A 22,182-nucleotide genomic window follows, 5' to 3' on the forward strand; every position below is an offset into this window, starting at 1 on the left:
TGGATAGTTTCATAGTGTTTCGGTGGTTATAGCGTGAGGGAAACGCCCGGTTACATTCCGAACCCGGAAGCTAAGCCTTTCAGCGCCGATGGTACTGCAGGGGGGACCCTGTGGGAGAGTAGGACGCCGCCGAACAATTTTTGGGGAGAGCCCCGCACCGTATGGTGCGGGGCTTTCTGCGTTTAGGGTTGAGTTTATGCGCTATGACCTCGTCATTTTCGACAACGACGGCGTTCTCGTCGACAGCGAGCCCCTCTCCAACCGGCTCCTCGCCGACTACCTCACCGAGCTGGGACACCCCACCACCTACGAGGACTCCCTCCGCGACTACATGGGCGCCGCCCTGCACCGCGTCCACGAACTGGTCGAACAGCGGAGCGGGCAGCGGCTGCCGGCCGACTTCGACGACGTCTTCCAAGGCCGGGTCTTCGCCGCGTTCGAGCGGGAGTTGCAGCCCGTCCCCGGAGTCGCCGGGGTGCTGGAGCGGCTCGCCGAGGACGGGGTGGCGTACTGCGTGGCCTCCTCCGGGAGCCACGCGCGCATCCGGGTCGGACACCGCACGACCGGCCTCGACCGATGGTTCGACGACCCGCGGATCTTCAGCGCGGACGACGTGGGACGCGGAAAGCCCGACCCCGCCCTCTTCCGGCACGCCGCCGACCGGATGGGCGTACCCGCCGAGCGGTGCGTGGTGGTGGAGGACTCACCGCTCGGCGTGCTCGCGGCACGGGCCGCCGGCATGGACGTCGTCGGATTCACCGCCATGACGCCCGCCGCACGGCTCCAGGAAGCCGGCGCCCCACCCGGGCAACTCTTCGACGACATGCGGCACTTGGCCGACCTGCTGAAATGACGGCGGCCACCCGGGAGGCGCTGACAATTGTCACGCCGGTCTCCGGACGAACGTTCCTACCGGGAGACCCCGCACGGCCGCGAAGCTGAGGGCATGACGACGAACACGGTGTCCCAGAGCCGGAGCGCGAACCGGACCCCCAGTGCGCTCGACAACCTCCGCCCCCTGCTCCTCGACGTGGCGGTCCCCCTCGGTTCCTACTACCTGTTCAAGAACGCCTTCGGGGCGAGCACGTTCGCGGCGCTCGCCTGGAGCAGCGTCATCCCCGCCCTGCGGACCGGGTGGAGCCTCGTCAAGGAGCGGAAGGTGAACGCGCTCGCCGGGCTGATCCTGGTCGTCAACGTCGTCTCCCTGCTGCTGAGCTTCGTCTCCGGAGACCCGCGGCTGATGCTCGCCAAGGACGGCGCGGTCAGCAGCACCGTCGGCATCGGCATCCTGGTGTCCGTGGCGCTCGGGCGGCCCATGATGACCGCCGGGATGAAGCCCTTCCTGGTCAAGGGCGACCGCGCCAAGGAAGCCGCCTGGCAGCGGCTGATGTCAGGACACGCACAGGGCTCCGCGGACTTCCTGCGCAAGGAGCGGCTGTTCTCCGTGGTGTGGGGCGTGGCGCTGCTCGCCGAGTGCGTGGCACGGGTCGTCGGCGCCTACACCCTCCCCGTCGACACCATGGTCTGGCTGGGCGGCGTCATGATGATCGCCGTGATGGCACTGACCTTCGCGGTCAGCGGCGCGTTCGGCGTCGGACCCATGGAGCGGATGCTCACCGCGGAGACCGGCAGGCACGACGGAGTGGAGAGCCGTCGGCACGGCGGAGCGGAGAGCCGTCGGTCCGGCGAAGTTGAAGGGAACTCATCTTTGGCCGGATCTACCCACAGGTAGTCAGGGGCCCTACGCTCGCCGCCATGACAGATGTGCTGCGGCGCGGTAGGGCCTCTCTGGCGTTCAGCTTCTTCGCCCAGGGCGTCGCCTTCGCCCTCCTCGTGACCCGCATCCCGGCGATCCAGGACCGGTACGGGGTGTCGGACGCGCTGCTGCCGGTCTTCCTGGCCGCCGTGCCGATCCTCGCCGGCGTCGGCAGCGTCACCACCGAGCAGCTGGTGAAGCGAATACCGCCCAGCCGGCTGCTGCGCTGGTCCCAGCCCGTGGTGCTGCTGGCGCTGCTCGGCGCGGGAGCCGGCGACGGAGTGGCCCAACTGGCCGTCGCGCTCGGCTGCTTCGGGCTCGCGGTGGGAGCGCTCGACGCCTCGATGAACATGCTCGGGGTGAGTCTCCAGCGGACCTACGGCCGCAGCATCATGCTCAGCTTCCACGCCGTGTACAGCCTGGGCGGGATCGTCGGGGCGTCCCTCGCGTGGGTGGGCGCGCACTGGCAGCTGGCGCTGTGGGTGTCGTATCTGCCGGTGGTCGCCGTGCTGCTGCCGGCCGCGCTGGTCGGCAGCCGGTGGTACGTCGACGGGAAGGCGGCCGAGCCCGGCGCCGAAGGGGCCGGGAGCGAGAGCGGGACCCTCGTCTTCACGCTGCTGCTGCCGCTCTGCCTGGTCATGACCTTCGCCTACATCGGCGACTCGACCGTCTCCAACTGGAGCGCCAAGTACCTCCAGGACGTGCTGGGCAGCTCGGAGCAGCTCGCCACCGTCCCGTACAACGTGTACATGGTGACGACGCTGCTCGGGCGGACCATCGGGGACTTCGGGGTGCGGCGGTTCGGGGCCGTCGTCGTCGTACGGGCCGGGGCGCTCGTCGCGGCCTGCGGGTTCGCCGTCGTGGCGGTGGCGCCCGGCGCGTGGGTGGGGATGGCCGGGTTCACGCTGCTGGGGCTCGGGCTGTGTGTGCTGGTGCCGCAGACCTTCGCGGCGGCCGGGCGGCTGTTCCCGGGAGCGTCGGACGCCGCCATCGCGCGGCTCAACATCTTCAACTACGTGGGTTTCCTGATCGGTTCGCCGCTCGTGGGCGCGCTCGGGGACACCTGGAGCTACCGCGGGGCGATGCTGGTGCCGATGGTGTTGGTGCTGGTGACGTTGGTGTACGCCCACTCGTTCGCGCCGCGAGGGGACCGATACGGTGGCGGGCATGAGCGGGCGCGCGCGGCTGATGTGGGACGAGGCGGTAACGGGCTATGACTTCGGTCCTGACCATCCGATGGATCCGGTGCGGCTGGCCCTGACCCGGGGGCTCGTCGACGCGTTCGGGCTGGACCGGGAGGTGGACGTCGTCGCGGCGAAACCGGCCGGGGAGTCCACCCTGCGGCTGGTGCACCGGGAGGACTACATCGAGGCCGTGAAGGCGGCCTCGCTCGATCCGGGCGCGGCCGACCAGGCGTACGGCCTCGGCACCGTCGACGATCCCGCGTTCGCCGGGATGCACGAGGTGTCGGCGTTGATCGCCGGGCAGTCGGTGGGGGCGGCGGAGGCCGTCTGGCACGGCGAGGCCGCGCACGCGGTGAACTTCGCGGGCGGGCTGCACCACGCGATGCCGGGCGCCGCCTCCGGCTTCTGCGTCTACAACGACGCGGCGCTCGCCGTCGCCCGGCTGCTCGAACTGGGGGCCGAGCGGGTCGCGTACGTCGATGTGGACGTGCACCACGGCGACGGGGTGCAGGCCGCGTTCTGGGAGGACCCGCGGGTCCTGACGATCTCCCTGCACGAGACGCCGCGCACCCTGTTCCCGCAGACCGGCTGGCCGGAGGAGACCGGCGCCGACGCGGCCGAGGGCGGCGCGGTGAACGTGGCGCTGCCGGCCGGCACCGGGGACGCGGGGTGGCTGCGGGCGTTCCACGCGCTGGTGCCGGAGCTGATCGCGGACTTCCAGCCGCAGGTCCTGGTCTCCCAGCACGGCGCCGACACCCACTTCGAGGACCCGCTCGCGCACCTCGCGGTCTCGCTGGACGCGCAGCGGGCGGTGCAGGTCGCCTGTCATGAGCTGGCGCACGCCCACGCCGACGGGAAGTGGGTCGCGCTGGGCGGCGGCGGATACGCGGTCGTGGACGTCGTCCCGCGGTCGTGGACGCATCTGGTGGCAATCGCGGCCGGGCGGGAGATCGCGCCGGAGACGCTGATCCCCGAGGGCTGGCGGCAGCAGGTGTACGCGCGTACCCGGCAGTTGGCGCCCGGACGGATGACCGACGGGCGGTGGCCGGTGTCCTGGGCGGAGTGGGAGGCCGGGTACGACCCGGCGGACCGGATCGACCAGGCGGTCCTCGCGACCCGGCGGGCCGTGTTCCCGCTGCGCGGGCTGCTGGCCTGAGCGGGACGGTGGTGGTGGCCGGGGGCGGCCGGGTCGCGCCCGCCCCCGGCGCCGGGGTCAGCCGCAGAAGCCGGTGTCACCGCCGGTGGCCGAGCCGATGACGCCGGACCACTTGACGCAGTGGCCGCGGGCGGCGACGTACACGGGGCCCGCGTAGGACGTGTACAGGCCGGTGTCCTCGACGGGCGCGGTGCCGGTGCCGACCGCCTCGATCCGCACCGACATGCGGATCTTCGCGCCGGTGGTGTTGCGGACGGTCACGGCGCAGTTCTTGCCCGTGGACTGGTTCCAGGTGACGAAGACCGTGCCGGAGTTGCCGACCGGGGTGGAGCCGATGACCTGGTAGCCGGTGCCGCAGACGCCGTTGTAGACGGCGGCGGGTGCGACGGGTGCGTGGGCGGCGGTGCCGGTGGTGCCGGCGGTGCCGGTGGTTGCCGTCGGGGTGGCGGTGTCGGCCGCGGCCGGGGTGGTCGCGGCGACGGCGCCGCCCAGGGCCAGGACGGCGAGGGCGGTCGCGGTGACGGTGCGGTGGATCGGACGCATGGTGTTCCCCCTGTGCTGCCGGCGGTTGCCGGGGTCGGGTCGGTGAACGGGTCGCGGACGGTTGGTCATTGCCGTCCACAGAGGATGAGACAGGACAAACCGCCGGTTGGTTGTGCATCTCCGTGTAACTGTTGTGTCACTGTCCGCTAGGCCGACCGTGCGGTGTCCGCCTGTTCCCGTGCCGCCCGGCCGGCCGGTCCGCCACCATCGCTGACGTGGTGAGCACCGGCGCCCTGCGCGCCCATCTCCTGGCCGCGCGGCTGGCCGGACCCGTGGCGGCGTCGCGGGCGGAGAGCCTGCGCGGCTATCGGCTGTTCGCCGCCCGGGACCCGCGGGTGCTGCTCGGTCTCGACCCCGAGTGGACCTGGCGGTTGCGGGACCTGACCGGTCTGATGGCGAGGAAGTGTGGAGTTTCGGCCGATCCGAGGCAGGTCTCAGGCCATGATGTGATCGACCCCGAACTGACGCTCGCCGGTCTCGACGCCTTCGCCGACCGGCTCGCGGCGGTGGCTCAGCGTGGCGGTCCCGTGCTGCTCGGCACCGGTCACCCGCACCGACTGCTCGCCTTCTACGCCGCGTTGGCGGACGCCCTGTCGTCGGCGGGATGTGCTGTCCTCACCCCCGCGCAGGGTCTCTCTGTCGACATAACGACCCGGTTCGGCCTACGTACGCACAACCTCGACTACGTACGGGGAGTCGCGTTGATGCGCGAACCCGGACCTGTGCGCCCCGGTCGCACGACCGGCGCACACACCCACTCGCCGCTCCCGGTTCGGACCGTGCTGGCGGCCGCGGCCGACGCCGGCGGGCCCCTTCCCGAGCTGGTGATCGGCGACCACGGATGGGTCTGCGGGGCAGGTCAGCTGGGGTTCGAGGCCATCGGCCTCGGTGACCCCGGCGACCCCGCGCTGTTCGTCGGCGAGGCCGAGGGCTCGGTGTCGGTCGCCGTTCCGCTTGACGACGCGGCGCGTCCGGGGCACTACCTGCCGTTGACCCGCTACGTACTCAATCGGGCATGTCTGTCACAGTAGGCCGCCGATGGGTGCACCTCTTCCCCACTCGCATCACCCGCCCCTACATTGGGGAGTGAGCACGCAACGACGAAGAGTCACCGGAAGGGGAAGCCGGTGACCGTCGAGTGCGGAAGGTTCAGGTGTGTCATGGCTGCTGGCGAGAGGCCTCTGAACGAGGTTCAGTTCCTTACCGTGGCGGAAGTCGCCTCGGTGATGCGAGTGTCGAAGATGACCGTGTACCGCTTGGTGCACAGCGGTCATCTGCCCGCGATCCGGGTAGGACGGTCGTTCCGAGTCCCGGAACAGGCGGTACACGAGTACCTCCGTGAGAGCTACGTGGGGGTGGAGACGGCCTGACGGCGCTCTCCGGGGCCGCCCGGAAACCTCGATTACGACCTCAGCGCTCGGGCGGGTAGGCTAGCCCCTCGTAGGTCGTATGGGCCCATGGCGCCCAACGCCGAGTGATGAGAAGTGAGCGAGGGTAGTCGTGGGCTCTGTTATCAAGAAGCGGCGCAAGCGGATGGCGAAGAAGAAGCACCGCAAGCTGCTCAAGCGCACGCGCGTTCAGCGTCGCAACAAGAAGTAGGCGACGCGCAGGAGCGTGTTCTGTGGCCCCCCACCGCAACCGGTGGGGGGCCACAGCCGTTCACATGGCCGGGTCCCGCACACGGCCGGGTCCCGCCGTCTCCCCGTGGACGCCGGCGCCTCGCGCGTCAGGTGGTCATCACAGGGCGACACCGACCCGCTAAGTTGGCCGCAGACGGGGAACCCGGCTGGGACGGACCTCTGAGGGAAGGCGCTGATATTGGGCAAGGTCGTGCTCGTGACCGGAGTGGCCCGCAGACTGGGGGGCCGGTTCGTACGACGCATCCAGCGTGACCCGCAGGTGGACCGGGTGGTCGCGGTGGACGCGGTGGCGCCCGAGCACCATCTCGGCGGCGCGGACTTCGTCCAGGCCGACATCCGCCAGCCCAGCCTCGCGCGGGTCCTCGCCGAGAGCGGCGCCGACACCGTCGTCCACCTCGATGTGACCGCGACCGCGCTCGGCAGCGGCAGCCGGACCACGGTCAAGGAGACCAACGTCATCGGCACCATGCAGCTGCTCGGCGCCTGCCAGAAGTCGCCGACGGTGAAGCGGCTCGTGGTGAAGTCCAGCACCAACGTCTACGGGGCGGCGCCCCGCGACCCGGCCGTCTTCACCGAGACCACCCCGCCCAAGTCGCTGCCCAGCGGCGGCTTCGCCAAGGACACCGTCGAGGTCGAGGGCTATGTCCGCGGCTTCGCGCGACGCCGTCCCGATGTCGCGGTGTGCGTGCTGCGGTTCGCCAACATCCTCGGACCGGCCGCGGAGACCCCGCTCACCTCGTACTTCGACCTGCCGGTGCTGCCGACCGTGTTCGGCTACGACCCGCGGCTTCAGTTCGTCCACGAGGACGATGTGATCGAGGTGCTGCGGATCGCCTCGCACGACCCCGCGCGCGGCTCCCTCAACAGCGGCACCTTCAACATCGCGGGCGACGGCGCGCTGCTGCTGTCGCAGTGCTCGCGCAGGCTCGGCCGGCCCACCGTCCCGCTGCTGCTGCCCGCGGTCACCTGGGCCGGGTCGCTGGTGCGCACGCTCGGCGTGACCGACTTCTCGCCCGAGCAGATCCGGCTGCTCACCCACGGCCGGGTGGTGGCGACCGATCAGATGCGCGAGACCCTCGGCTTCCGGCCGACGTACACGACGGCGGAGACGTTCGCGGACTTCGCGCGCAGCCGGGGTCCCGGGCTGCTGCCGCCGCAGGTCGTCGCCGGGGCCGTCGACCGGCTCGCCGCGCTGCCCGCCCTGGGCGGCGACACCCCGACGCACAGCGCCGACTGAGGAGCGCAGCAACGATGGCGGACGCCAAGGTGATCCCGTTCGACGACGACCGGTCGCGCGCCGGTTCGGTGGCGCGCCCGGCGCGGCGCCGGGGCGCGGTGGGCCGGCGCGGTGGCACGGAGGGCCCGCAGGTCGGGGACGTCAAGCCGCTGTCCGGGCGGAGCCGGGCGCGCGATGATGTCCCTGTGACACATGAGCCGGGTGAGCAGGGCGGTTCTGGCGAGGAACGGCCGCCGGAGCCGTCGGACGCGTCGGGCCGTGAGGGTGCCGGGGGAGCCGGTGGTCTGGAGCGGCGGGTCGCGGGCGGGCTCGCCTTTCTGCGCCGGCGGCTCACCGGGGAGTACGAGGTCGACGACTTCGGCTACGACGAGGAGTTGACCGACCAGGTCCTGATGTCCCTGCTGCGGCCGGTGTACGAGAAGTACTTCCGGGTCGAGGTGAAGGGCATCGAGAACATCCCGGCCGACGGCGGTGCGCTGATCGTCGCCAACCACTCGGGGACGCTGCCGCTCGACGGGCTGATGATGCAGGTCGCCGTCCACGACCACCACCCCGCGGACCGGCATCTGCGGCTGCTCGCCGCCGACCTGGTGTTCATGCTGCCGGTCGCCAACGAGCTGGCCCGCAAGCTCGGTCACACGCTGGCCTGCGCGGAGGACGCCGAGCTGCTGCTCGGCCGGGGCGAGTTGGTCGGGGTGATGCCGGAGGGCTTCAAGGGGATCGGCAAGCCGTTCGGGGAGCGGTACAAGCTCCAGCGGTTCGGCCGGGGCGGCTTCGTGTCGACGGCGCTGCGCCAGGGCGTACCGATCATCCCGTGCTCGATCGTGGGCGCGGAGGAGATCTATCCGATGATCGGCAACGCGAAGACGCTGGCGCGGGTGCTGGGTTTCCCGTACTTCCCGCTGACGCCGACCTTCCCGTGGCTGGGTCCGCTGGGCGCGGTGCCGCTGCCGACGAAGTGGACGATCCAGTTCGGTGAGCCGATCCCGACGGACACCTATCCGCCGGAGGCGGCCGAGGACCCGATGCTGATGTTCAACCTCACCGACCAGGTGCGCGAACAGATCCAGCACACCCTGTACAAGCTGCTGGTGCAGCGCAGATCGGTCTTCTTCTAGCCGGCTTCTTCTAGCCGGTTCCGGCGGGTCCCGGTCAGGAAAGGACCGTGGTGCTCGGTGGTGCTCGGTGGTGCGACGACGTCGGCGGGGGCGCCCTTCCCGGGAAGGGCGCCCCCGCCGGTCTGTCGGTCTGCGCCTAGTCGGCGTCCTGGCTGTCGATGCCGAGGCCGGGCAGCAGGCCGGGGAGCAGCGGCGGGATCGTCACGTCAGGGCCCGTCAGCGGGGGTTTGCTGGCGGACGGTGAGGCGCTGTCGCTGTCCTTCGGCGGGTCGAGCAGGCCGCCGGTCGAACCGCCGAGCAGGCTGTCGTTGGGGCTGCTTGACCCGGCCGACCTGCTGGGGGTGCTGGAGTGGCCGTTCTCGGTGGTGTGGCCGCCGGCGCTGGGTGTCGTCGAGCGGTGGGTGCCGGAGGAGCCGGTGGACGCCGAGCCGGAACTCGGGCCCGCGCCACCGCTCTTGCCGTCGGCCGGGGGCTTGGGGAGCAGCGACTTGAGCGGGGCGACCTCGTCGTCCATGGCCTCGAAGACCGACGACACCTCCCTGCTGACGTCGCCGAGCTGGACCGGGAGCCGGTCGCGCAGGGCGCCCCAGGCCTGGCGGTGCGAGCGGGTGAACGCGTCCAGGGCCTGGATGGGGGCGAGCGAGCCGGGGTCGCGCTCGTACGCCTCGTGGAGCAGCCGGTGGCCCTCGGTGGCGTCGTGCCGCACTCCGGAGAGGGCGCGGCGGATCGCGCCGAGGGACTCGTGGTCGAGGTGGCCGCCCCGACCGCGCTCCATCAGCCTGCGGGCCTCGCTCAGCCGGTTGGACGCCTGGTCGAGGAAGGCACGGCCGCGGGCGTCGTCGCCCTCGGACAGGTAGTTGAGCTTGAAGTCCTCGATGCCGCGCTTGAGTCCGTACAGCGAGTCGCCCGGCAGGGCGTCCGAGCTGGCGGCGGCGACTCCGCCGAAGGCGCTGGCCGCCACGCCGACGCTCAGCCCGCCGGCGGCGAGGCTCTTCGTCAACCGTGAACGGGGTCGCAGTTTCCCCAGTGGGCTCGCCCGGTGTGCGCCTCGGGACCTGGGCGACCGCTGCTCGGGCACCGCGGCACCGATCGCCTCGCCGCCCGCGCCCTGGAGCATGGCCTCGAACGCGGCCACCAGTTGGGCCCGCTGGACGACCTTGACCTCGGGGTCCAGCGTCGGCCGTGGCAGCTCGCCGAGACTCTCCGCGAGGGCCGTCAGGCGGCCCTGCTCGGTCCGGTCCGCTGCGGGCGGGGCCTGGGCGGGTCCTTCGGGCTGATCGGCCGCCGTGCCTGGGGCGGTCTGCTCCTCCAGGGCTTGGGCGAAGGCGTTCGCCCGCCGGTGCGCCGATACGTTCGCGATCACGGGCGGCACCTCCTCTCGTCATGACGGTCGGCTCCCCCAGGGTGACCACAGGGAGCCTGCATCCCGCACAACGAGCGGCGCGGCACTTGGGTTACGGACGGCGGATGATCGGACCGCGAAGTCAACAGACTTTCACCGATGGTGAGTTGGCGATTGCGGAGCGTACGGGTGACAGGCCCGCCGAGGGCCGTCCGGCCCGGTCTCCCGGGGGTGGGGGCGGATTCTCAGCGGGCGTCGTCCGGCAGGAGCCGTGCGAGGGTGCGCACGGCCCGGTACTGGAGGGTCTTGATCGCACCCTCGTTCTTGCCCATCACCCGGGCGGTCTCGGCGACCGAGAGCCCCTGGAGGAAGCGGAGTGTCACGCACTCCTGCTGCTGCGGGTTGAGCCGGCGGACGGCGTCGAGCAGCGCGGCGTTCGACAGGGATTCGAGGACGGAGTCCTCGGGCGAGCGCTCGACCTCGTTGGCGTCGAGCATCTCGCCGGTCGTCACCTCCAGCCGGAAGCGGCTCGACTTGAAGTGGTCGGCGACCAGGTTCCTGGCGATGGTGACGAGCCAGGCGCCGAAGTCGCGGCCCTGCCAGGTGAAGGTGCCGATCCTGCGCAGGGCGCGCAGGAACGTCTCGCTGGTGAGGTCCTCCGCGGTGGCCTTTCCGCCCACCCGGTAGTAGATGTAGCGGTAGACCGTGTCGCTGTACTGGTCGTAGAGGCGCCCGAAGGCGTCGGCTTCGCCGGCCTGCGCGCGCTCGACCAGATCCATCATGCGGGCACTGTCGCTGTCGGCGGCCGGCCGGCGTGCGGTGGCGGCGCCGGTCGCGCGTCCCCGTCTGCCGATCGCGGCGCCGCCGTCGGCCAGCGCGTAGGCAGGGCCGACGGGGGTGGTGACTACGGCGAGCGCGGGGACGGCGTACGCGGTGGGGACGAAGCCGCGCAAGAGGTCTTGGACCGTTGCGCGCAGCGTAGCCAGGCCCGAGGCGTCAACCCCGACGTGTGGGTACACGGGACTCCCAGAGGCAGAGCTTCCATCACGTGCAGTGCGGGACCTTTCACCCGTCGTAGCGACGGAGGGGTACCGGTTTGCGTCTGAGGAGAATAACGCTTCGTACAGGCCCTGCTACACCCAGTTGCTCAAATCATCGATTACGTCGCTTCTATAACCTATTGGTGCACGTTCAAGTGCCGCACAGTGACAGCTTGTTGATCGAAAAGCTTCGTCTTCCGGCGGGGAACGGGGCGTGTTGTGGCTGCACGCCGACAACAGGACTGAAGCGCGCCGCGCGGGGGTAAGAAAAACGATTCGGGCCGACCCGCCACGGCCGGTCGGCCCCGGGTCCAGGACCCGCCGGAACGCCTCTGGTCAGTGGACTGGTCAGCGGCTGGTCAGTGGCGAACGCCTCTGGTCAGCGGCGGCGTCGGTGCAGCGCGATGGCCGCGGCCGTGCCGCCCGCCACCGCGCCGACACCGGCCGCGGCCGGGATGCCGACCTTCGCGGCCTTGCGTCCCGTGCGGTAGTCGCGCAGCCGCCAGTCCAGCCGCCTGGCGTGCTTGCGCAGCTTGGCGTCCGGGTTGATCGCGTAGGGGTGGCCGACCAGCGAGAGCATCGGGATGTCGTTGTGCGAGTCGCTGTAGGCGGCGCACCGGTCCAGGTCGAGGCCCTCCGCCGAGGCCAGCGCGCGCACCGCCTCCGCCTTGGCGGGTCCGTGCAGCGGCTCGCCGACCAGCTTGCCGGTGTAGACGCCGTCGAAGGACTCGGCGACGGTGCCGAGGGCGCCGGTCAGGCCGAGGCGGCGGGCGATCACCTGGGCGATCTCCACCGGAGCCGCCGTCACCAGCCAGACCCGCTGGCCGGCGTCGAGGTGGGCCTGGGCGAGGGCGCGGGTGCCCGGCCAGATCCGCTCCGCCATGTACTCGTCGTAGATCTCCTCGCCGATCGACTGCAGTTCTGCGACCCGGTGGCCCTTGACGATCGACAGCGCGGAGTCGCGGGCGTCCTGCATGTGCTCGGGGTCCTCGACGCCGGCCAGCCGGAACCAGGCCTGCTGCCAGGCGAACCTGGCCAGGTCGCGGGTCTCGAAGAACTTCCGCTTGTACAGGCCGCGGCCGAAGTGGAACAGGGCGGCGCCCTGCATCACGGTGTTGTCGAGGTCGAAGAAGGCGGCGGCCTTGTCGTCGCCGAGCACCGGGAACTGCGGCTGCCCGGCCTCGCCCGCGGTGTCCTTGGAGGACTTGGGGGACTTCGGAGACTTGGCGGACTTGGCGGATCTGGCGTCCTTGGCCTTCTTGGCGTCGAGCGCGTCGAGTGCGTCGGCCCCGTCGAGCGTGTCGAGCGCGTCCTGCGACGACCTGCGGGCGGCCTCCGCCGAGGCCTCGCCTGCCAACACGCTCCGCGCCGTGGCGGAGCGCCTACGGGGAGTGAGCCATCCGAGAGCGGCCATGGCGTGAGCATAGCCAGTCCGCCGGGCGCTTCCCCCGCCGAGAGGTTCGCAGGCCGTGAACTCTCCGCTACCACGCCGTTAAGGAGGCGGGAGAATGGACCGCATGAGTCCTCTCTTCCGGCGCAAGACCGATCCGCGTGACCGGATCGTCACCCTCATCCGCAAACCGGGCTGCCATCTGTGTGATGACGCACAGTCGGTGGTCGAGAAGGTCTGCGCCGACCTCGGCGTCCGCTGGGAGGGCAAGGACATCACCGAGGACCCCCGGCTGCACGACCAGTACTGGGAGCAGATCCCGGTGGTGCTGGTCGACGGGGCGCAGCACACGTTCTGGCGGGTGGACGAGGGAAGGCTGCGCAAGGCACTGACCGACTAGTCCAAAAAACGCCCGTCGTCGCTTAGGATCGACGGCGAGTTGGTCTCGGGGGGCGGGATTCGCGAGGAGCGTGAGCGGTTTTGCCCCCTGGAGGCAAGTGCGTGACCCCGGTCACGTTGGCCGGGCAAATCGGACACCATCTTTGTGCACGCGTTCACAAAGACATAGCCTGCTTTCGACGGGGCGGTCTGGGTACGTACGACCGCCCGCAGCCCCGCTCTACCCGCAGGAGCACCGTGGCAACTGGCCGAACTCACCGACCGGCGACCCGCAGCCGAGGGATTCCCGAGGCCACCGTCGCCAGGCTTCCGCTGTACCTCCGAGCCCTCACCGCACTGTCGGAGCGCTCGGTGCCCACGGTCTCCTCGGAGGAGCTCGCGGCCGCGGCGGGGGTCAACTCCGCCAAGCTGCGCAAGGACTTCTCGTACCTGGGCTCCTACGGAACGCGCGGTGTGGGCTACGACGTCGAGTATCTCGTCTACCAGATCTCCCGCGAACTCGGTCTGACCCAGGACTGGCCGGTTGTGATCGTCGGTATCGGCAACCTCGGTGCCGCGCTGGCCAACTACGGCGGCTTCGCGTCCCGTGGTTTCCGGGTCGCGGCGCTGATAGACGCCGACCCGGCAATGGCCGGAAAACCCGTCGCCGGCATCCCCGTCCAGCACACGGACGAGCTGGAGCGGATCATCGAGGACAACGGCGTCTCCATCGGCGTCATCGCGACGCCCGCCGGGGCCGCCCAGCAGGTCTGCGACCGGCTCGTGGCCGCCGGGGTCACCTCCATCCTGAACTTCGCGCCGACCGTCCTGACCGTCCCCGACGGCGTGGACGTGCGCAAGGTCGACCTCTCCATCGAGCTGCAGATCCTCGCCTTCCACGAGCAGCGCAAGGCCGGCGAGGAGAGCGCCTCGGCGGCCGCGGCCGCGGCCGACGGCGCCGTCCCGGCCGCCGCCGCCCGCCGGACGCCGCCCGCCGAGCAGGGACCCGACGGGGACGTGCCCGCCGTGATGCCGGCATGAGTCTCCTCGTCGTCGGGCTGAGCCACCGCAGTGCCCCGGTCAGCGTGCTGGAGCGGGCCACGCTGCACGCGGACGCCCAGATCAAGCTGCTCCAGGACACGGTCGCCGCGGAACCCGCGGCCGAGGCCGCCGTCCTCGCCACCTGCAACCGCATCGAGCTGTACGCCGACGTGGACAAGTTCCACGCCGGTGTCGCCGAGCTGTCCACGCTGCTCGCGCAGCACAGCGGGGTCGGCCTCGACGAGCTGACCCCCTACCTCTACGTGCACTACGAGGACCGGGCCGTCCACCACCTGTTCTCGGTGGCCTGCGGCCTGGACTCGATGGTCGTCGGCGAGGGCCAGATCCTCGGCCAGATGAAGGACGCCCTGGCCAAGGCGCAGGCCCTGCACACCGCGGGCCGGCTGCTGAACGACCTGTTCCAGCAGGCCCTGCGGGTCGGCAAGCGCGCCCACTCCGAGACCGGCATCGACCGGGCGGGACAGTCCCTGGTCACCTTCGGCCTCGAACAGCTCGCCGCGGGCGGCGCCGTGCGCGACTGGGCGCGCGGCAAGAAGGCCCTGGTGATCGGCGCCGGTTCGATGTCGTCGCTGGCCGCGGCCACGCTCGCGCGGGCCGGGGTCGCCGAGATCGTGATCGCCAACCGCACCGCCGATCGCGCCGAGCGGCTCGCGCAGATCCTCAACCAGGGCGACGCCACGGACGTGCCGGCCCGCGCGGTACCGATGGACGCGGTGCCGGCCGAGCTGACACGTGCCGACGTCGCCGTCTCCTGCACCGGGGCCACCGGCCTGGTGCTGAGCGCGCAGACCGTCGCCGACGCCGTCACCCGCCGCACCGGCGTGCCCCTGCCGCGGCCCGGCCACGGCACGGACGCCGGCCCCGCCGCGGGCCGGGGCGGCCGGCCCGTCGCCGGCGCGGGTGACGACGAGGGCTGTCCGCTCGACCTCACCGCCGCCCGGGGCACCGCCGGATTCTCGGTGCTCGGCGAGGCCGCCGTCGCCGGGATGGCCGCCTCCGAGCTGGAGCAGCACGCCGCCTGGGTGGACAACGCCCCGGGCCCGCAGACCTCACCCGACGGCGCCACGCGCGGCCAGGCGGGCACCGCCCTGGTGCTCGACCCGGCCGTGGACGCCGACGCCATCGCCGCGCTGGCCGCGGCCGCCGCGCTGGTCGGGCGGATCCCCGAGCGGCGCAGGCCCGAGCCGGTCGCCGGGATCCCCAGGCCCACCCCAGTGCTCTCGCTGCTCGACCTCGCGATGCCCCGGGACATCGACGCCGCCGCGCACCGGGTGACCGGCGTCCGGCTCGTCGACATCGAGTCGCTCGCCGACGCCTCCGCCGACGCGCCCATGGCCGCCGACGTCGACCAGGTCCGCCGGATCGTCGCCGACGAGGTCGCCGCCTTCGGCGCCGCGCTGCGGGCCGCGCACATCACCCCGACCGTCGTCGCGCTGCGCACCATGGCCGCCGATGTCGTCGCCGGGGAGATCGCGCGCCTCGAAGGCCGGCTGCCCGGGCTGGACGACAAGCACCGCGGCGAGATCACCCAGACCGTCAAGCGCGTGGTGGACAAGCTGCTGCACGCGCCGACGGTACGGGTCAAGCAGCTCGCCGCCGAGCCCGGCGGCGCCGGGTACGCGGACGCCCTGCGCACCCTCTTCGACCTCGACCAGGAGGCGGTCGCCGCCGTCTCCCGCGCCGAGGACAGCACGGACGACAAGGACCGACCGGCATGACTGACAAGGCACTGAGACTGGGGACGAGGCGGAGCAGACTCGCCATGGCCCAGTCCGGGCAGGTGGCGGAGGCCGTGAGCCGGGTGACCGGACGGCCCGTCGAGCTGGTCGAGATCACCACGTACGGCGACACCTCCCGCGAGCACCTCGCGCAGATCGGCGGCACCGGTGTGTTCGTCGCGGCGCTGCGCGAGGCGCTGGCCGCGGGCGAGGTCGACTTCGCGGTTCATTCGCTCAAGGACCTGCCGACCGCGCAGCCCGACGAGCTGGTCCTGGCCGCCGTCCCCGAGCGGGAGGACCCGCGGGACGCGCTGGTCGCCAGGGACGCCCTGAAGTTCACCGACCTGCCCGCGGGGGCCAGGATCGGCACCGGCTCGCCGCGCCGCGCCGCGCAGCTGAACGCGTACGCGCGCGCCCACGGCCTGGACATAGCGACCGTGCCGATACGCGGGAACGTCGACACCCGCATCGGATACGTCCACGACGGCTCCCTGGACGCCGTCGTCCTGGCCGCCGCCGGACTCAACCGGATCGGCCGCGCCGACGAGGTGACCGACCTGCTGTCGGTCGACACGGTTCTGCCCGCCCCCGGCCAGGGGGCACTGGCGATCGAGTGCGCCGCGTCCGACGCGGACCTCATCGCCGTCCTCGGTGAACTCGACGACCCGTCCACACGGGCCGCCGTGACCGCCGAGCGTTCACTGCTCGCCGCCCTGGAGGCCGGTTGCAGTGCTCCTGTCGGGGCGCTGGCCGACCTTCTGGCCGACGGGCAGATTGTCAAGGAGATGCGCCTGCGCGGCGTCGTCGGCACGACCGACGGCCTCTCGCTGGTGCAGCTGTCCACCACCGGTCCCGTGCCCGAGACGCATGACCAAGCACTGGCGCTCGGTCGCGCACTCGCCGCCGAGATGCTTGCGCAGGGCGCGGCCGGTCTGATGGGGGAGCGAGCACAGTGAGCCCCACCACCCTTCCCACCGGCCTTGAACACGGGCACGTCACCTTCCTGGGTGCCGGACCCGGGGATCCGGGGCTGCTGACTCTGCGCGCCGTCGAGGCACTGGCGCACGCGGACGTACTGGTCGCCGAGCACGACGTGCTCGACGTGGTGCGTGAGCATGCCAGGCGAGGCGTGGCCGAAGTGCGCACGGACGGGGGTCCTTCGTCGGGCCCGCTGCCGGGCACAGGCACGCCTCAGCTGGCGGTCGTTGACGGTTCGTCAACAACCGCTGGGGTCCCCGCGGTACGGGATGCGGCACATCTTGTCATGGAGGCCGCGCGGGGCGGCAGGCGGGTCGTGCGTGCGGTGCCCGGGGACCCGGGACTCGACACGTACGCCGCCGAGGAGATGCTCGCCTGCGCCGCCGCGGGCGTGCCGTTCGAGGTGGTGCCCGGCGTCGCCGCGGCCGTCGGCGTGCCCGCGTACGCCGGTGTCCCGCTGCGCGACGCGCAGGGCGCGGACGTCCGGTTCGTGGACGCCCGTACCGCCTCCGACCGGTGCTGGACCGAGGTCGGCGCCTCGGACGGGACGGTCGTCGTCTCGACGACGCTCGACTCGGTCGGCGCCGCCGCGGGCGAACTCGTCTCCGCGGGCCGCAAACCGGACACCCCGCTGACCGTCACGGTGGCCGGCACCACCACCAGGCAGCGGACCTGGGCGGCCACCCTCGGCACCATCACGCAGACGCTGAAGCAGGCGAAGGCGCTGCCCTCGCCCGAAGGCGGTCGGCCGGTAATAGCCGTGGTCGGGGAACGTTCCGCCGCCGCCCAGCGCGACCAGCTCTCGTGGTTCGAGTCCAAGCCGCTGTTCGGCTGGAAGGTGCTCGTGCCGCGCACCAAGGAGCAGGCGGCGTCGCTCTCCGACCAACTGCGCTCCTACGGCGCCGTCCCGCACGAGGTCCCGACGATCGCCGTCGAGCCGCCGCGCACGCCCCAGCAGATGGAGCGGGCCGTGAAGGGGCTGGTGACCGGGCGCTACGAGTGGATCGCGTTCACCTCGGTCAACGCGGTGAAGGCGGTCAGGGAGAAGTTCGAGGAGTACGGGCTCGACGCGCGTGCCTTCGCGGGCATCAAGGTGGCCGCGGTGGGCGAGCAGACCGCCAAGGCGCTCGTCGCCTTCGGCGTGAAGCCCGACCTGGTGCCGAGCGGCGAGCAGTCGGCGGCGGGCCTGCTGGAGGACTGGCCGCCCTATGACCCCGTCTTCGACCCGATCGACCGGGTCTTCCTGCCCCGCGCCGACATCGCCACCGAGACCCTGGTGGCCGGTCTGATCGAGCTGGGCTGGGAGGTCGACGACGTCACCGCGTACCGGACGGTGCGCGCCTCGCCGCCGCCCGCGGAGACCCGGGAGGCGATCAAGGGGGGTGGCTTCGACGCCGTTCTCTTCACGTCGTCGTCCACCGTGCGCAACCTCGTCGGGATCGCGGGCAAGCCGCACAACGTGACGGTGATCGCCTGCATCGGGCCCGCGACGGCGAAGACCGCCGAGGAGCACGGGCTGCGGGTCGACGTGATGGCCCCCGAGCCGTCGGCGCTGCGGCTCGCGGAGGCGCTGGCCGACTTCGGGCTGCGCCGCCGGACCGCGGCCCTGGAGGCGGGCGACCCGGTGACCCGGCCGAGCGAGCGGCGGCCCGGGGCGCGCAGGCGGCGCAGCTCGACCTGACCGCGGACGACGTGACGGCCGAGGGGGACGGGCGCGCATCCCGTCCCCCTCGGCCGTTCCCGCGCTCGGCCGGGGCCGCGGGCCGCTCCCGGTGCGCGGCCGACGTACCGTCGGCAAAGGGGCGCGCGGGGCGGGCGTAGCGTAGACGGCATGACGAAGTACGGCTCTTTCCCCGGTTCGCGTCCCCGGCGGCTGCGGACCACCCCCGTCATGCGCCGCATGGTCGCCGAGACCCGGCTGCACCCCGCGGACTTCATCCTCCCGGCGTTCGTGCGCGAGGGCGTCAGCGAGCCCGTGCCGATCGAGGCGATGCCCGGGGTCGTGCAGCACACCCGGGACAGCCTGAAGAAGGCCGCCGCCGAGGCCGTCGCCGCCGGGATCTCCGGGATCATGCTGTTCGGCGTGCCCGAGGACGCGAAGAAGGACGCCGTGGGCACGGCGGGCACCGACCCGGACGGCATCCTCCAGGTCGCGCTGCGGGACGTGCGGGCCGAGGTCGGCGACGACCTGCTCGTGATGTCCGACCTCTGCCTCGACGAGACCACCGACCACGGCCACTGCGGTGTCCTCGACGCACAGGGGCGCGTCGACAACGACGCCACCCTGGAGCGGTACGCCGAGATGGCCCAGGTGCAGGCCGACGCGGGCGCCCACGTGGTCGGGCCGAGCGGCATGATGGACGGCCAGATCGGCGTCGTCAGGGACGCGCTCGACCAGATCGGGCGGGAGGACGTCGCGATCCTCGCCTACGCCGTGAAGTACGCCTCCGCCTTCTACGGCCCCTTCCGCGAGGCCGTCGGATCGTCCCTCCAGGGGGACCGCAAGACGTACCAGCAGGACCCCGCCAACCTCCGCGAGTCGCTGCGCGAGCTGGCCCTCGACCTGGAGGAGGGCGCCGACCTCGTGATGGTCAAGCCCGCGGGACCCTACCTCGACATCCTGGCCAGGGTCGCGGACACCGTGGACGTGCCGGTCGCCGCCTACCAGATCTCCGGCGAGTACGCGATGATCGAGGCCGCCGCCGAGCGCGGCTGGATCGACCGGGACCGGGCGATCGTGGAGGCGCTGACCGGCATCAAGCGGGCCGGGGCGCGCACCATCCTCACCTACTGGGCCGTGGAGGCCGCTCAGAAGCTGGTGTGAGCGACGACGACGTGCCGGGGGCCGTCGCGGTGGGGACTCCCGCCGTGGACGGCCCCTCGTCGCGCAGCCCCTCACCGTCCTCGCAGGCCGTCAGGGTCAGGGTGGCCGCGACGGCCAGGGAGGTCAGGAGCAGCCGGGCGGCGGAGGACGGCGGGCGTGCGGACATGGGACGTCGACCCTCTCGGTCGGAGGCGGTTGCGGTGGATGCCTCCAGCTTGCGCGGTGCGGAAGGGGCGGGGCCAGCCTTGGCCGGGGATTCGGGACGCGGGACCGTCCACAACCGCTCCGACCTGCGAGGACGTCGTCCCCGGGGGACGGTCCACGGGACGCGGGGAACCGGAGTCGGGCCGCTGGGCACCATCAAGTCGGTTGTGGAGTTAGGTTGTTGACCACTGGTTTTCCATTGAACCAGCGCAGCACGCACACACCCCCGCCGACGCCTGCCCGCACCCACCCGGGCCGCACCGTCGGCCCCAGGACGGGAGACGCCCATGTCCGGTGACGCCCTCAGCCAGGACCCCGCCGAGCTGAGAAGGAGGATCGACACCACCAAGGCCCACCCGGCGCGTGTCTACGACGTCTTCCTCGGCGGCAAGGACAACTACCCCGTGGACCGCGCGGCCGCCGCCGCCGCGCTCGCCGCCAACCCGCGCGGCTACCTCGACGTCCGGCACAACCGCGACTTCATGCGCCGCGCGGTGACCCGGCTCGCCACCGAGGACGGCATCCGCCAGTTCCTCGACATCGGCACCGGGCTGCCCACCGCGGAGAACGTCCACACGATCGCCCAGCGGATCATCCCGGACTCCCGGGTGGTGTACGTCGACAACGACCCGGTCGTCCTCGCCCACGCGCGCGCCCTGCTCACCAGCGGCCCCGAGGGCATGACCGACTACATCGACGCGGACTTCATGACGCCGTCGGAGATCCTCGAGAAGGCCGGCAAGACCCTCGACTTCGACCAGCCGATCGCGCTGTGCCTGGTGGCGATCCTGCACTTCGTCGAGGACGAGCAGGCGTACCCGATCGTGCGGGAACTGGTCGAGGCGCTGCCGCCCGGCAGCCGGCTGGTCCTCAGCCACCTCACCGAGGACCTCAACCCGGAGAACATCCGCGCCGTGCAGCGGACCTACACCGAGCGCGGGTTCACCTTCGTGCTGCGCTCCCGGGCCGACGTCGAGCGGTTCTTCACGGACAGCTCCCTCACCCTGGACGAGCCCGGTGTCGTCCCGGCCCACCACTGGCGCGCGGACCACGCGGCGCCGGTGCCCGACCAGCCGGACGCCGCGTACCTGGAGTCCCTCGACGCCATCGAGCGGGTCAGGTACGCGGACATCAACGACGTCACGGACGCCGACATCAACGTGTACGGCGGGGTCGGCGCCAAGGCGTGAGGGGCGGGGCGTGCCGGGCGCGGCGCTGCGGCCCGCCCGTCCACATCCCGGAATTCTCCCTGTACTCGGCACGTATCTCTCTAGGCTGCGGGCACACCGGACGCCACACAGCCTGGGAGCCGTGCCATGACCGTCGCCGAACCCGCCCTCAGCAGCGCCCCCGTGCCGCCCCTCGCGGCACGGGCCAGGGTGATCGGCGGCTCCCCGGTACGGGACATCCTCGCCGTCACCGCCCGCCCCGAGGTCGTCAACTTCGCGGGCGGGCTGCCCGCCCCCGAGCTGTTCGACGCCGAGGGCATCGCGGCGGCCTACCGGGCGGTCCTCGCCGAGCAGCCGGGACGGGCCCTGCAGTACTCGACCACCGAGGGCGAACCGGTGCTGCGGGAGGCACTGGCCGCCCGCACCCGGGCCCGCGGGCTGCCGACCGCGGCCGACGACATCCTCGTGACCACCGGCTCGCAGCAGGCGCTGTCCCTGCTCGCCACCGCGCTCCTGGAACCCGGGGACACCGTGCTGGTCGAGGAGCCCTGCTACCTGGCGGCGCTCCAGGCCTTCGGCTTCGCGGGCGCGCGGATCGTGGCGGTGCCGGGGGACGCCGACGGCGTCGACCCGCGGGCGCTTGAGGAACTCGTCGTCCGGGAGCGGCCGAAACTCTTCTACACCGTGCCCACCTTCCAGAACCCGACCGGCCGCACCCTGCCCGCCGCGCGCCGGGCGGCCGTCGCCGACGTCGCCGCCCGCCGGGGCGTGTGGATCGTCGAGGACGACCCGTACGGCGAGCTGCGCTTCGAGGGCGAGCGGATGCCGTGGATCGCGTCCTTCCCCGGGGCCGCCGACCGGACCGTGCTGCTCGGCTCGTTCTCCAAGGTGATGGCGCCGGGCCTGCGGCTGGGCTGGCTGCGGGCGCCCGAGGGGCTGCGGCGGGCCTGCGCGGTCGCCAAACAGGCCGCCGACCTGCACACCCCGACCGTCAACCAGCTCGCCGCCGCCCGCTATCTGGCCGACCGGGACCTCGACGCCCATGTCGCCCGGGTGGCCGCCGCCTACCGCGAACGCCGGGACGCCATGCTGGCCGGCCTGCCGGACGCGCTGCCCGAGGGATCGGTGTGGGAGCGGCCCGCGGGCGGGATGTTCCTGTGGGCCGCGCTCCCGGCCGGGTACGACACGACCGCGCTGCTGCCGCGGGTGGTCGGCCACGACGTGGCGTACGTCCCCGGCGCCCCCTTCTACGCCGGCACCCCCGACCGCTCGACCCTGCGCCTCTGCTTCGTGACGCAGACACCGCGGGAGATCGGGGAGGGGCTGCGGCGGCTGGGGGAGGGACTTCGGGAGGGACTTCGGGAGGGCTGAGCGCGCGTCGGGCGGGGTGAAGTGGTCGTCGTGCGCGGGGCGTTGTCAGTGCCGGGTCCTACAGTCTTCGGC

Annotated in this window: 21 protein-coding genes and 1 rRNA gene; 18 read left to right on the top strand and 4 right to left on the bottom strand. The window is 72.3% G+C overall.

The features are described 5' to 3' along the window. The first annotated feature begins 18 nt into the window (after window positions 1–18). The 5 genes from rrf (at window position 19) to DDJ31_RS21925 (ending at window position 4,096) form a co-directional block, all read left to right on the top strand. Window positions 19–135 (top strand): 5S ribosomal RNA (rrf, locus tag DDJ31_RS21905). A gap of 61 nt (window positions 136–196) precedes the next feature. Next, a complete protein-coding gene (locus tag DDJ31_RS21910) occupies window positions 197–853 on the top strand; it encodes an HAD family hydrolase (RefSeq protein ID WP_127178639.1) in 657 nt (218 codons plus the stop codon). Window positions 854–946: 93 nt separating this feature from the next. Beyond that, window positions 947–1,732: a VC0807 family protein gene (locus tag DDJ31_RS21915; protein ID WP_171480874.1), complete on the top strand. Its 786-nt coding sequence runs from the start codon at window positions 947–949 to the stop codon at window positions 1,730–1,732. A 23-nt stretch (window positions 1,733–1,755) separates the two neighbouring features. Then, window positions 1,756–2,973: an MFS transporter gene (locus DDJ31_RS21920; protein WP_127178637.1), complete on the top strand. Its 1,218-nt coding sequence runs from the start codon at window positions 1,756–1,758 to the stop codon at window positions 2,971–2,973. Further along, on the top strand, window positions 2,924–4,096 hold the full coding sequence (locus DDJ31_RS21925) for an acetoin utilization protein AcuC (protein WP_127178636.1): 1,173 nt from the start codon (window positions 2,924–2,926) through the stop codon (window positions 4,094–4,096). Before DDJ31_RS21920 ends, DDJ31_RS21925 begins: the two co-directional genes overlap by 50 nt. 57 nt (window positions 4,097–4,153) lie before the next feature. On the opposite strand, the gene DDJ31_RS21930 is transcribed toward DDJ31_RS21925, so the two are convergent. Then, on the bottom strand, window positions 4,154–4,639 hold the full coding sequence (locus tag DDJ31_RS21930; protein WP_127178635.1) for a spore-associated protein A: 486 nt from the start codon (window positions 4,637–4,639) through the stop codon (window positions 4,154–4,156). Window positions 4,640–4,854: 215 nt separating this feature from the next. Between DDJ31_RS21930 and DDJ31_RS21935 the strand changes: the two genes are divergently transcribed. The 5 genes from DDJ31_RS21935 (at window position 4,855) to DDJ31_RS21955 (ending at window position 8,634) form a co-directional block, all read left to right on the top strand. Then, a complete protein-coding gene (locus DDJ31_RS21935) occupies window positions 4,855–5,670 on the top strand; it encodes a phosphatase (protein WP_127178634.1) in 816 nt (271 codons plus the stop codon). A gap of 129 nt (window positions 5,671–5,799) precedes the next feature. Then, window positions 5,800–6,009, top strand: coding sequence for a helix-turn-helix domain-containing protein (locus DDJ31_RS21940; RefSeq protein WP_093781815.1), 210 nt, complete (start codon window positions 5,800–5,802; stop codon window positions 6,007–6,009). Window positions 6,010–6,139: 130 nt separating this feature from the next. Further along, complete coding sequence (locus DDJ31_RS21945; RefSeq protein WP_003948845.1) at window positions 6,140–6,238, top strand: 30S ribosomal protein bS22; 99 nt, start codon at window positions 6,140–6,142, stop codon at window positions 6,236–6,238. 219 nt (window positions 6,239–6,457) lie between these two features. Then, the gene (locus DDJ31_RS21950) at window positions 6,458–7,516 is read left to right on the top strand and encodes an NAD-dependent epimerase/dehydratase family protein (protein ID WP_127178633.1); all 1,059 of its coding nucleotides are present in this window, start codon (window positions 6,458–6,460) and stop codon (window positions 7,514–7,516) included. 14 nt (window positions 7,517–7,530) lie between these two features. Next, window positions 7,531–8,634, top strand: a complete 1,104-nt coding sequence (locus DDJ31_RS21955) for a lysophospholipid acyltransferase family protein (protein WP_127178632.1) — start codon at window positions 7,531–7,533, stop codon at window positions 8,632–8,634. Window positions 8,635–8,770: 136 nt separating this feature from the next. On the opposite strand, the gene DDJ31_RS21960 is transcribed toward DDJ31_RS21955, so the two are convergent. The 3 genes from DDJ31_RS21960 to DDJ31_RS21970 form a co-directional block, all read right to left on the bottom strand. After that, window positions 8,771–9,997, bottom strand: coding sequence for a DUF5667 domain-containing protein (locus DDJ31_RS21960; RefSeq protein ID WP_127178631.1), 1,227 nt, complete (start codon window positions 9,995–9,997; stop codon window positions 8,771–8,773). Window positions 9,998–10,221: 224 nt separating this feature from the next. Next, window positions 10,222–10,995 (bottom strand): ECF subfamily RNA polymerase sigma factor, BldN family, encoded by a 774-nt coding sequence (locus DDJ31_RS21965; protein WP_127178630.1) that lies wholly within the window; start codon window positions 10,993–10,995, stop codon window positions 10,222–10,224. Window positions 10,996–11,395: 400 nt separating this feature from the next. Beyond that, window positions 11,396–12,430 carry an HAD family hydrolase gene (locus tag DDJ31_RS21970; protein WP_127178629.1) on the bottom strand — a complete coding sequence of 345 codons (1,035 nt, stop codon included), beginning with the start codon at window positions 12,428–12,430 and terminating at the stop codon, window positions 11,396–11,398. A 94-nt stretch (window positions 12,431–12,524) separates the two neighbouring features. Here DDJ31_RS21970 and DDJ31_RS21975 point away from each other — a divergent pair, with 94 nt between their 5' ends. The 8 genes from DDJ31_RS21975 (at window position 12,525) to DDJ31_RS22010 (ending at window position 22,110) form a co-directional block, all read left to right on the top strand. Then, the gene (locus DDJ31_RS21975; RefSeq protein ID WP_171480875.1) at window positions 12,525–12,806 is read left to right on the top strand and encodes a glutaredoxin family protein; all 282 of its coding nucleotides are present in this window, start codon (window positions 12,525–12,527) and stop codon (window positions 12,804–12,806) included. A gap of 236 nt (window positions 12,807–13,042) precedes the next feature. After that, a complete protein-coding gene (locus DDJ31_RS21980; protein WP_127178627.1) occupies window positions 13,043–13,825 on the top strand; it encodes a redox-sensing transcriptional repressor Rex in 783 nt (260 codons plus the stop codon). Further along, entirely contained in the window at window positions 13,822–15,564 is a 1,743-nt protein-coding gene (locus tag DDJ31_RS21985; protein ID WP_127178626.1) for a glutamyl-tRNA reductase, read from the top strand. The genes DDJ31_RS21980 and DDJ31_RS21985 overlap by 4 nt, the downstream gene beginning before the upstream one ends. Then, a complete protein-coding gene (gene hemC, locus DDJ31_RS21990) occupies window positions 15,561–16,520 on the top strand; it encodes a hydroxymethylbilane synthase (RefSeq protein ID WP_127178625.1) in 960 nt (319 codons plus the stop codon). The genes DDJ31_RS21985 and hemC overlap by 4 nt, the downstream gene beginning before the upstream one ends. Further along, window positions 16,517–18,223 carry a uroporphyrinogen-III synthase gene (locus DDJ31_RS21995; RefSeq protein ID WP_171480876.1) on the top strand — a complete coding sequence of 569 codons (1,707 nt, stop codon included), beginning with the start codon at window positions 16,517–16,519 and terminating at the stop codon, window positions 18,221–18,223. Before hemC ends, DDJ31_RS21995 begins: the two co-directional genes overlap by 4 nt. Window positions 18,224–18,373: 150 nt before the next feature. Then, window positions 18,374–19,366: a porphobilinogen synthase gene (gene hemB, locus DDJ31_RS22000; RefSeq protein ID WP_127178624.1), complete on the top strand. Its 993-nt coding sequence runs from the start codon at window positions 18,374–18,376 to the stop codon at window positions 19,364–19,366. A 491-nt stretch (window positions 19,367–19,857) separates the two neighbouring features. Beyond that, complete coding sequence (locus tag DDJ31_RS22005; RefSeq protein ID WP_127178623.1) at window positions 19,858–20,760, top strand: SAM-dependent methyltransferase; 903 nt, start codon at window positions 19,858–19,860, stop codon at window positions 20,758–20,760. Window positions 20,761–20,886: 126 nt separating this feature from the next. Further along, the gene (locus DDJ31_RS22010) at window positions 20,887–22,110 is read left to right on the top strand and encodes a PLP-dependent aminotransferase family protein (RefSeq protein ID WP_171480877.1); all 1,224 of its coding nucleotides are present in this window, start codon (window positions 20,887–20,889) and stop codon (window positions 22,108–22,110) included. The last annotated feature ends 72 nt before the right edge of the window (window positions 22,111–22,182 follow it).

It is taken from the genome of Streptomyces griseoviridis (assembly GCF_005222485.1).
Lineage (GTDB): Bacteria > Actinomycetota > Actinomycetes > Streptomycetales > Streptomycetaceae > Streptomyces > Streptomyces hintoniae.

Coding starts and splice junctions, on each gene's coding strand:
- DDJ31_RS21910 (WP_127178639.1), top strand. CDS start 197: ATGCGCTATGACCTCGTCATTTTCGACAACGACGGCGTTCTCGTCGAC.
- DDJ31_RS21915 (WP_171480874.1), top strand. CDS start 947: ATGACGACGAACACGGTGTCCCAGAGCCGGAGCGCGAACCGGACCCCC.
- DDJ31_RS21920 (WP_127178637.1), top strand. CDS start 1,756: ATGACAGATGTGCTGCGGCGCGGTAGGGCCTCTCTGGCGTTCAGCTTC.
- DDJ31_RS21925 (WP_127178636.1), top strand. CDS start 2,924: ATGAGCGGGCGCGCGCGGCTGATGTGGGACGAGGCGGTAACGGGCTAT.
- DDJ31_RS21930 (WP_127178635.1), bottom strand. CDS start 4,639: ATGCGTCCGATCCACCGCACCGTCACCGCGACCGCCCTCGCCGTCCTG.
- DDJ31_RS21940 (WP_093781815.1), top strand. CDS start 5,800: ATGGCTGCTGGCGAGAGGCCTCTGAACGAGGTTCAGTTCCTTACCGTG.
- DDJ31_RS21955 (WP_127178632.1), top strand. CDS start 7,531: ATGGCGGACGCCAAGGTGATCCCGTTCGACGACGACCGGTCGCGCGCC.
- DDJ31_RS21970 (WP_127178629.1), bottom strand. CDS start 12,430: ATGGCCGCTCTCGGATGGCTCACTCCCCGTAGGCGCTCCGCCACGGCG.
- DDJ31_RS21975 (WP_171480875.1), top strand. CDS start 12,525: ATGGACCGCATGAGTCCTCTCTTCCGGCGCAAGACCGATCCGCGTGAC.
- DDJ31_RS21985 (WP_127178626.1), top strand. CDS start 13,822: ATGAGTCTCCTCGTCGTCGGGCTGAGCCACCGCAGTGCCCCGGTCAGC.
- hemC (WP_127178625.1), top strand. CDS start 15,561: ATGACTGACAAGGCACTGAGACTGGGGACGAGGCGGAGCAGACTCGCC.
- hemB (WP_127178624.1), top strand. CDS start 18,374: ATGACGAAGTACGGCTCTTTCCCCGGTTCGCGTCCCCGGCGGCTGCGG.
- DDJ31_RS22005 (WP_127178623.1), top strand. CDS start 19,858: ATGTCCGGTGACGCCCTCAGCCAGGACCCCGCCGAGCTGAGAAGGAGG.
- DDJ31_RS22010 (WP_171480877.1), top strand. CDS start 20,887: ATGACCGTCGCCGAACCCGCCCTCAGCAGCGCCCCCGTGCCGCCCCTC.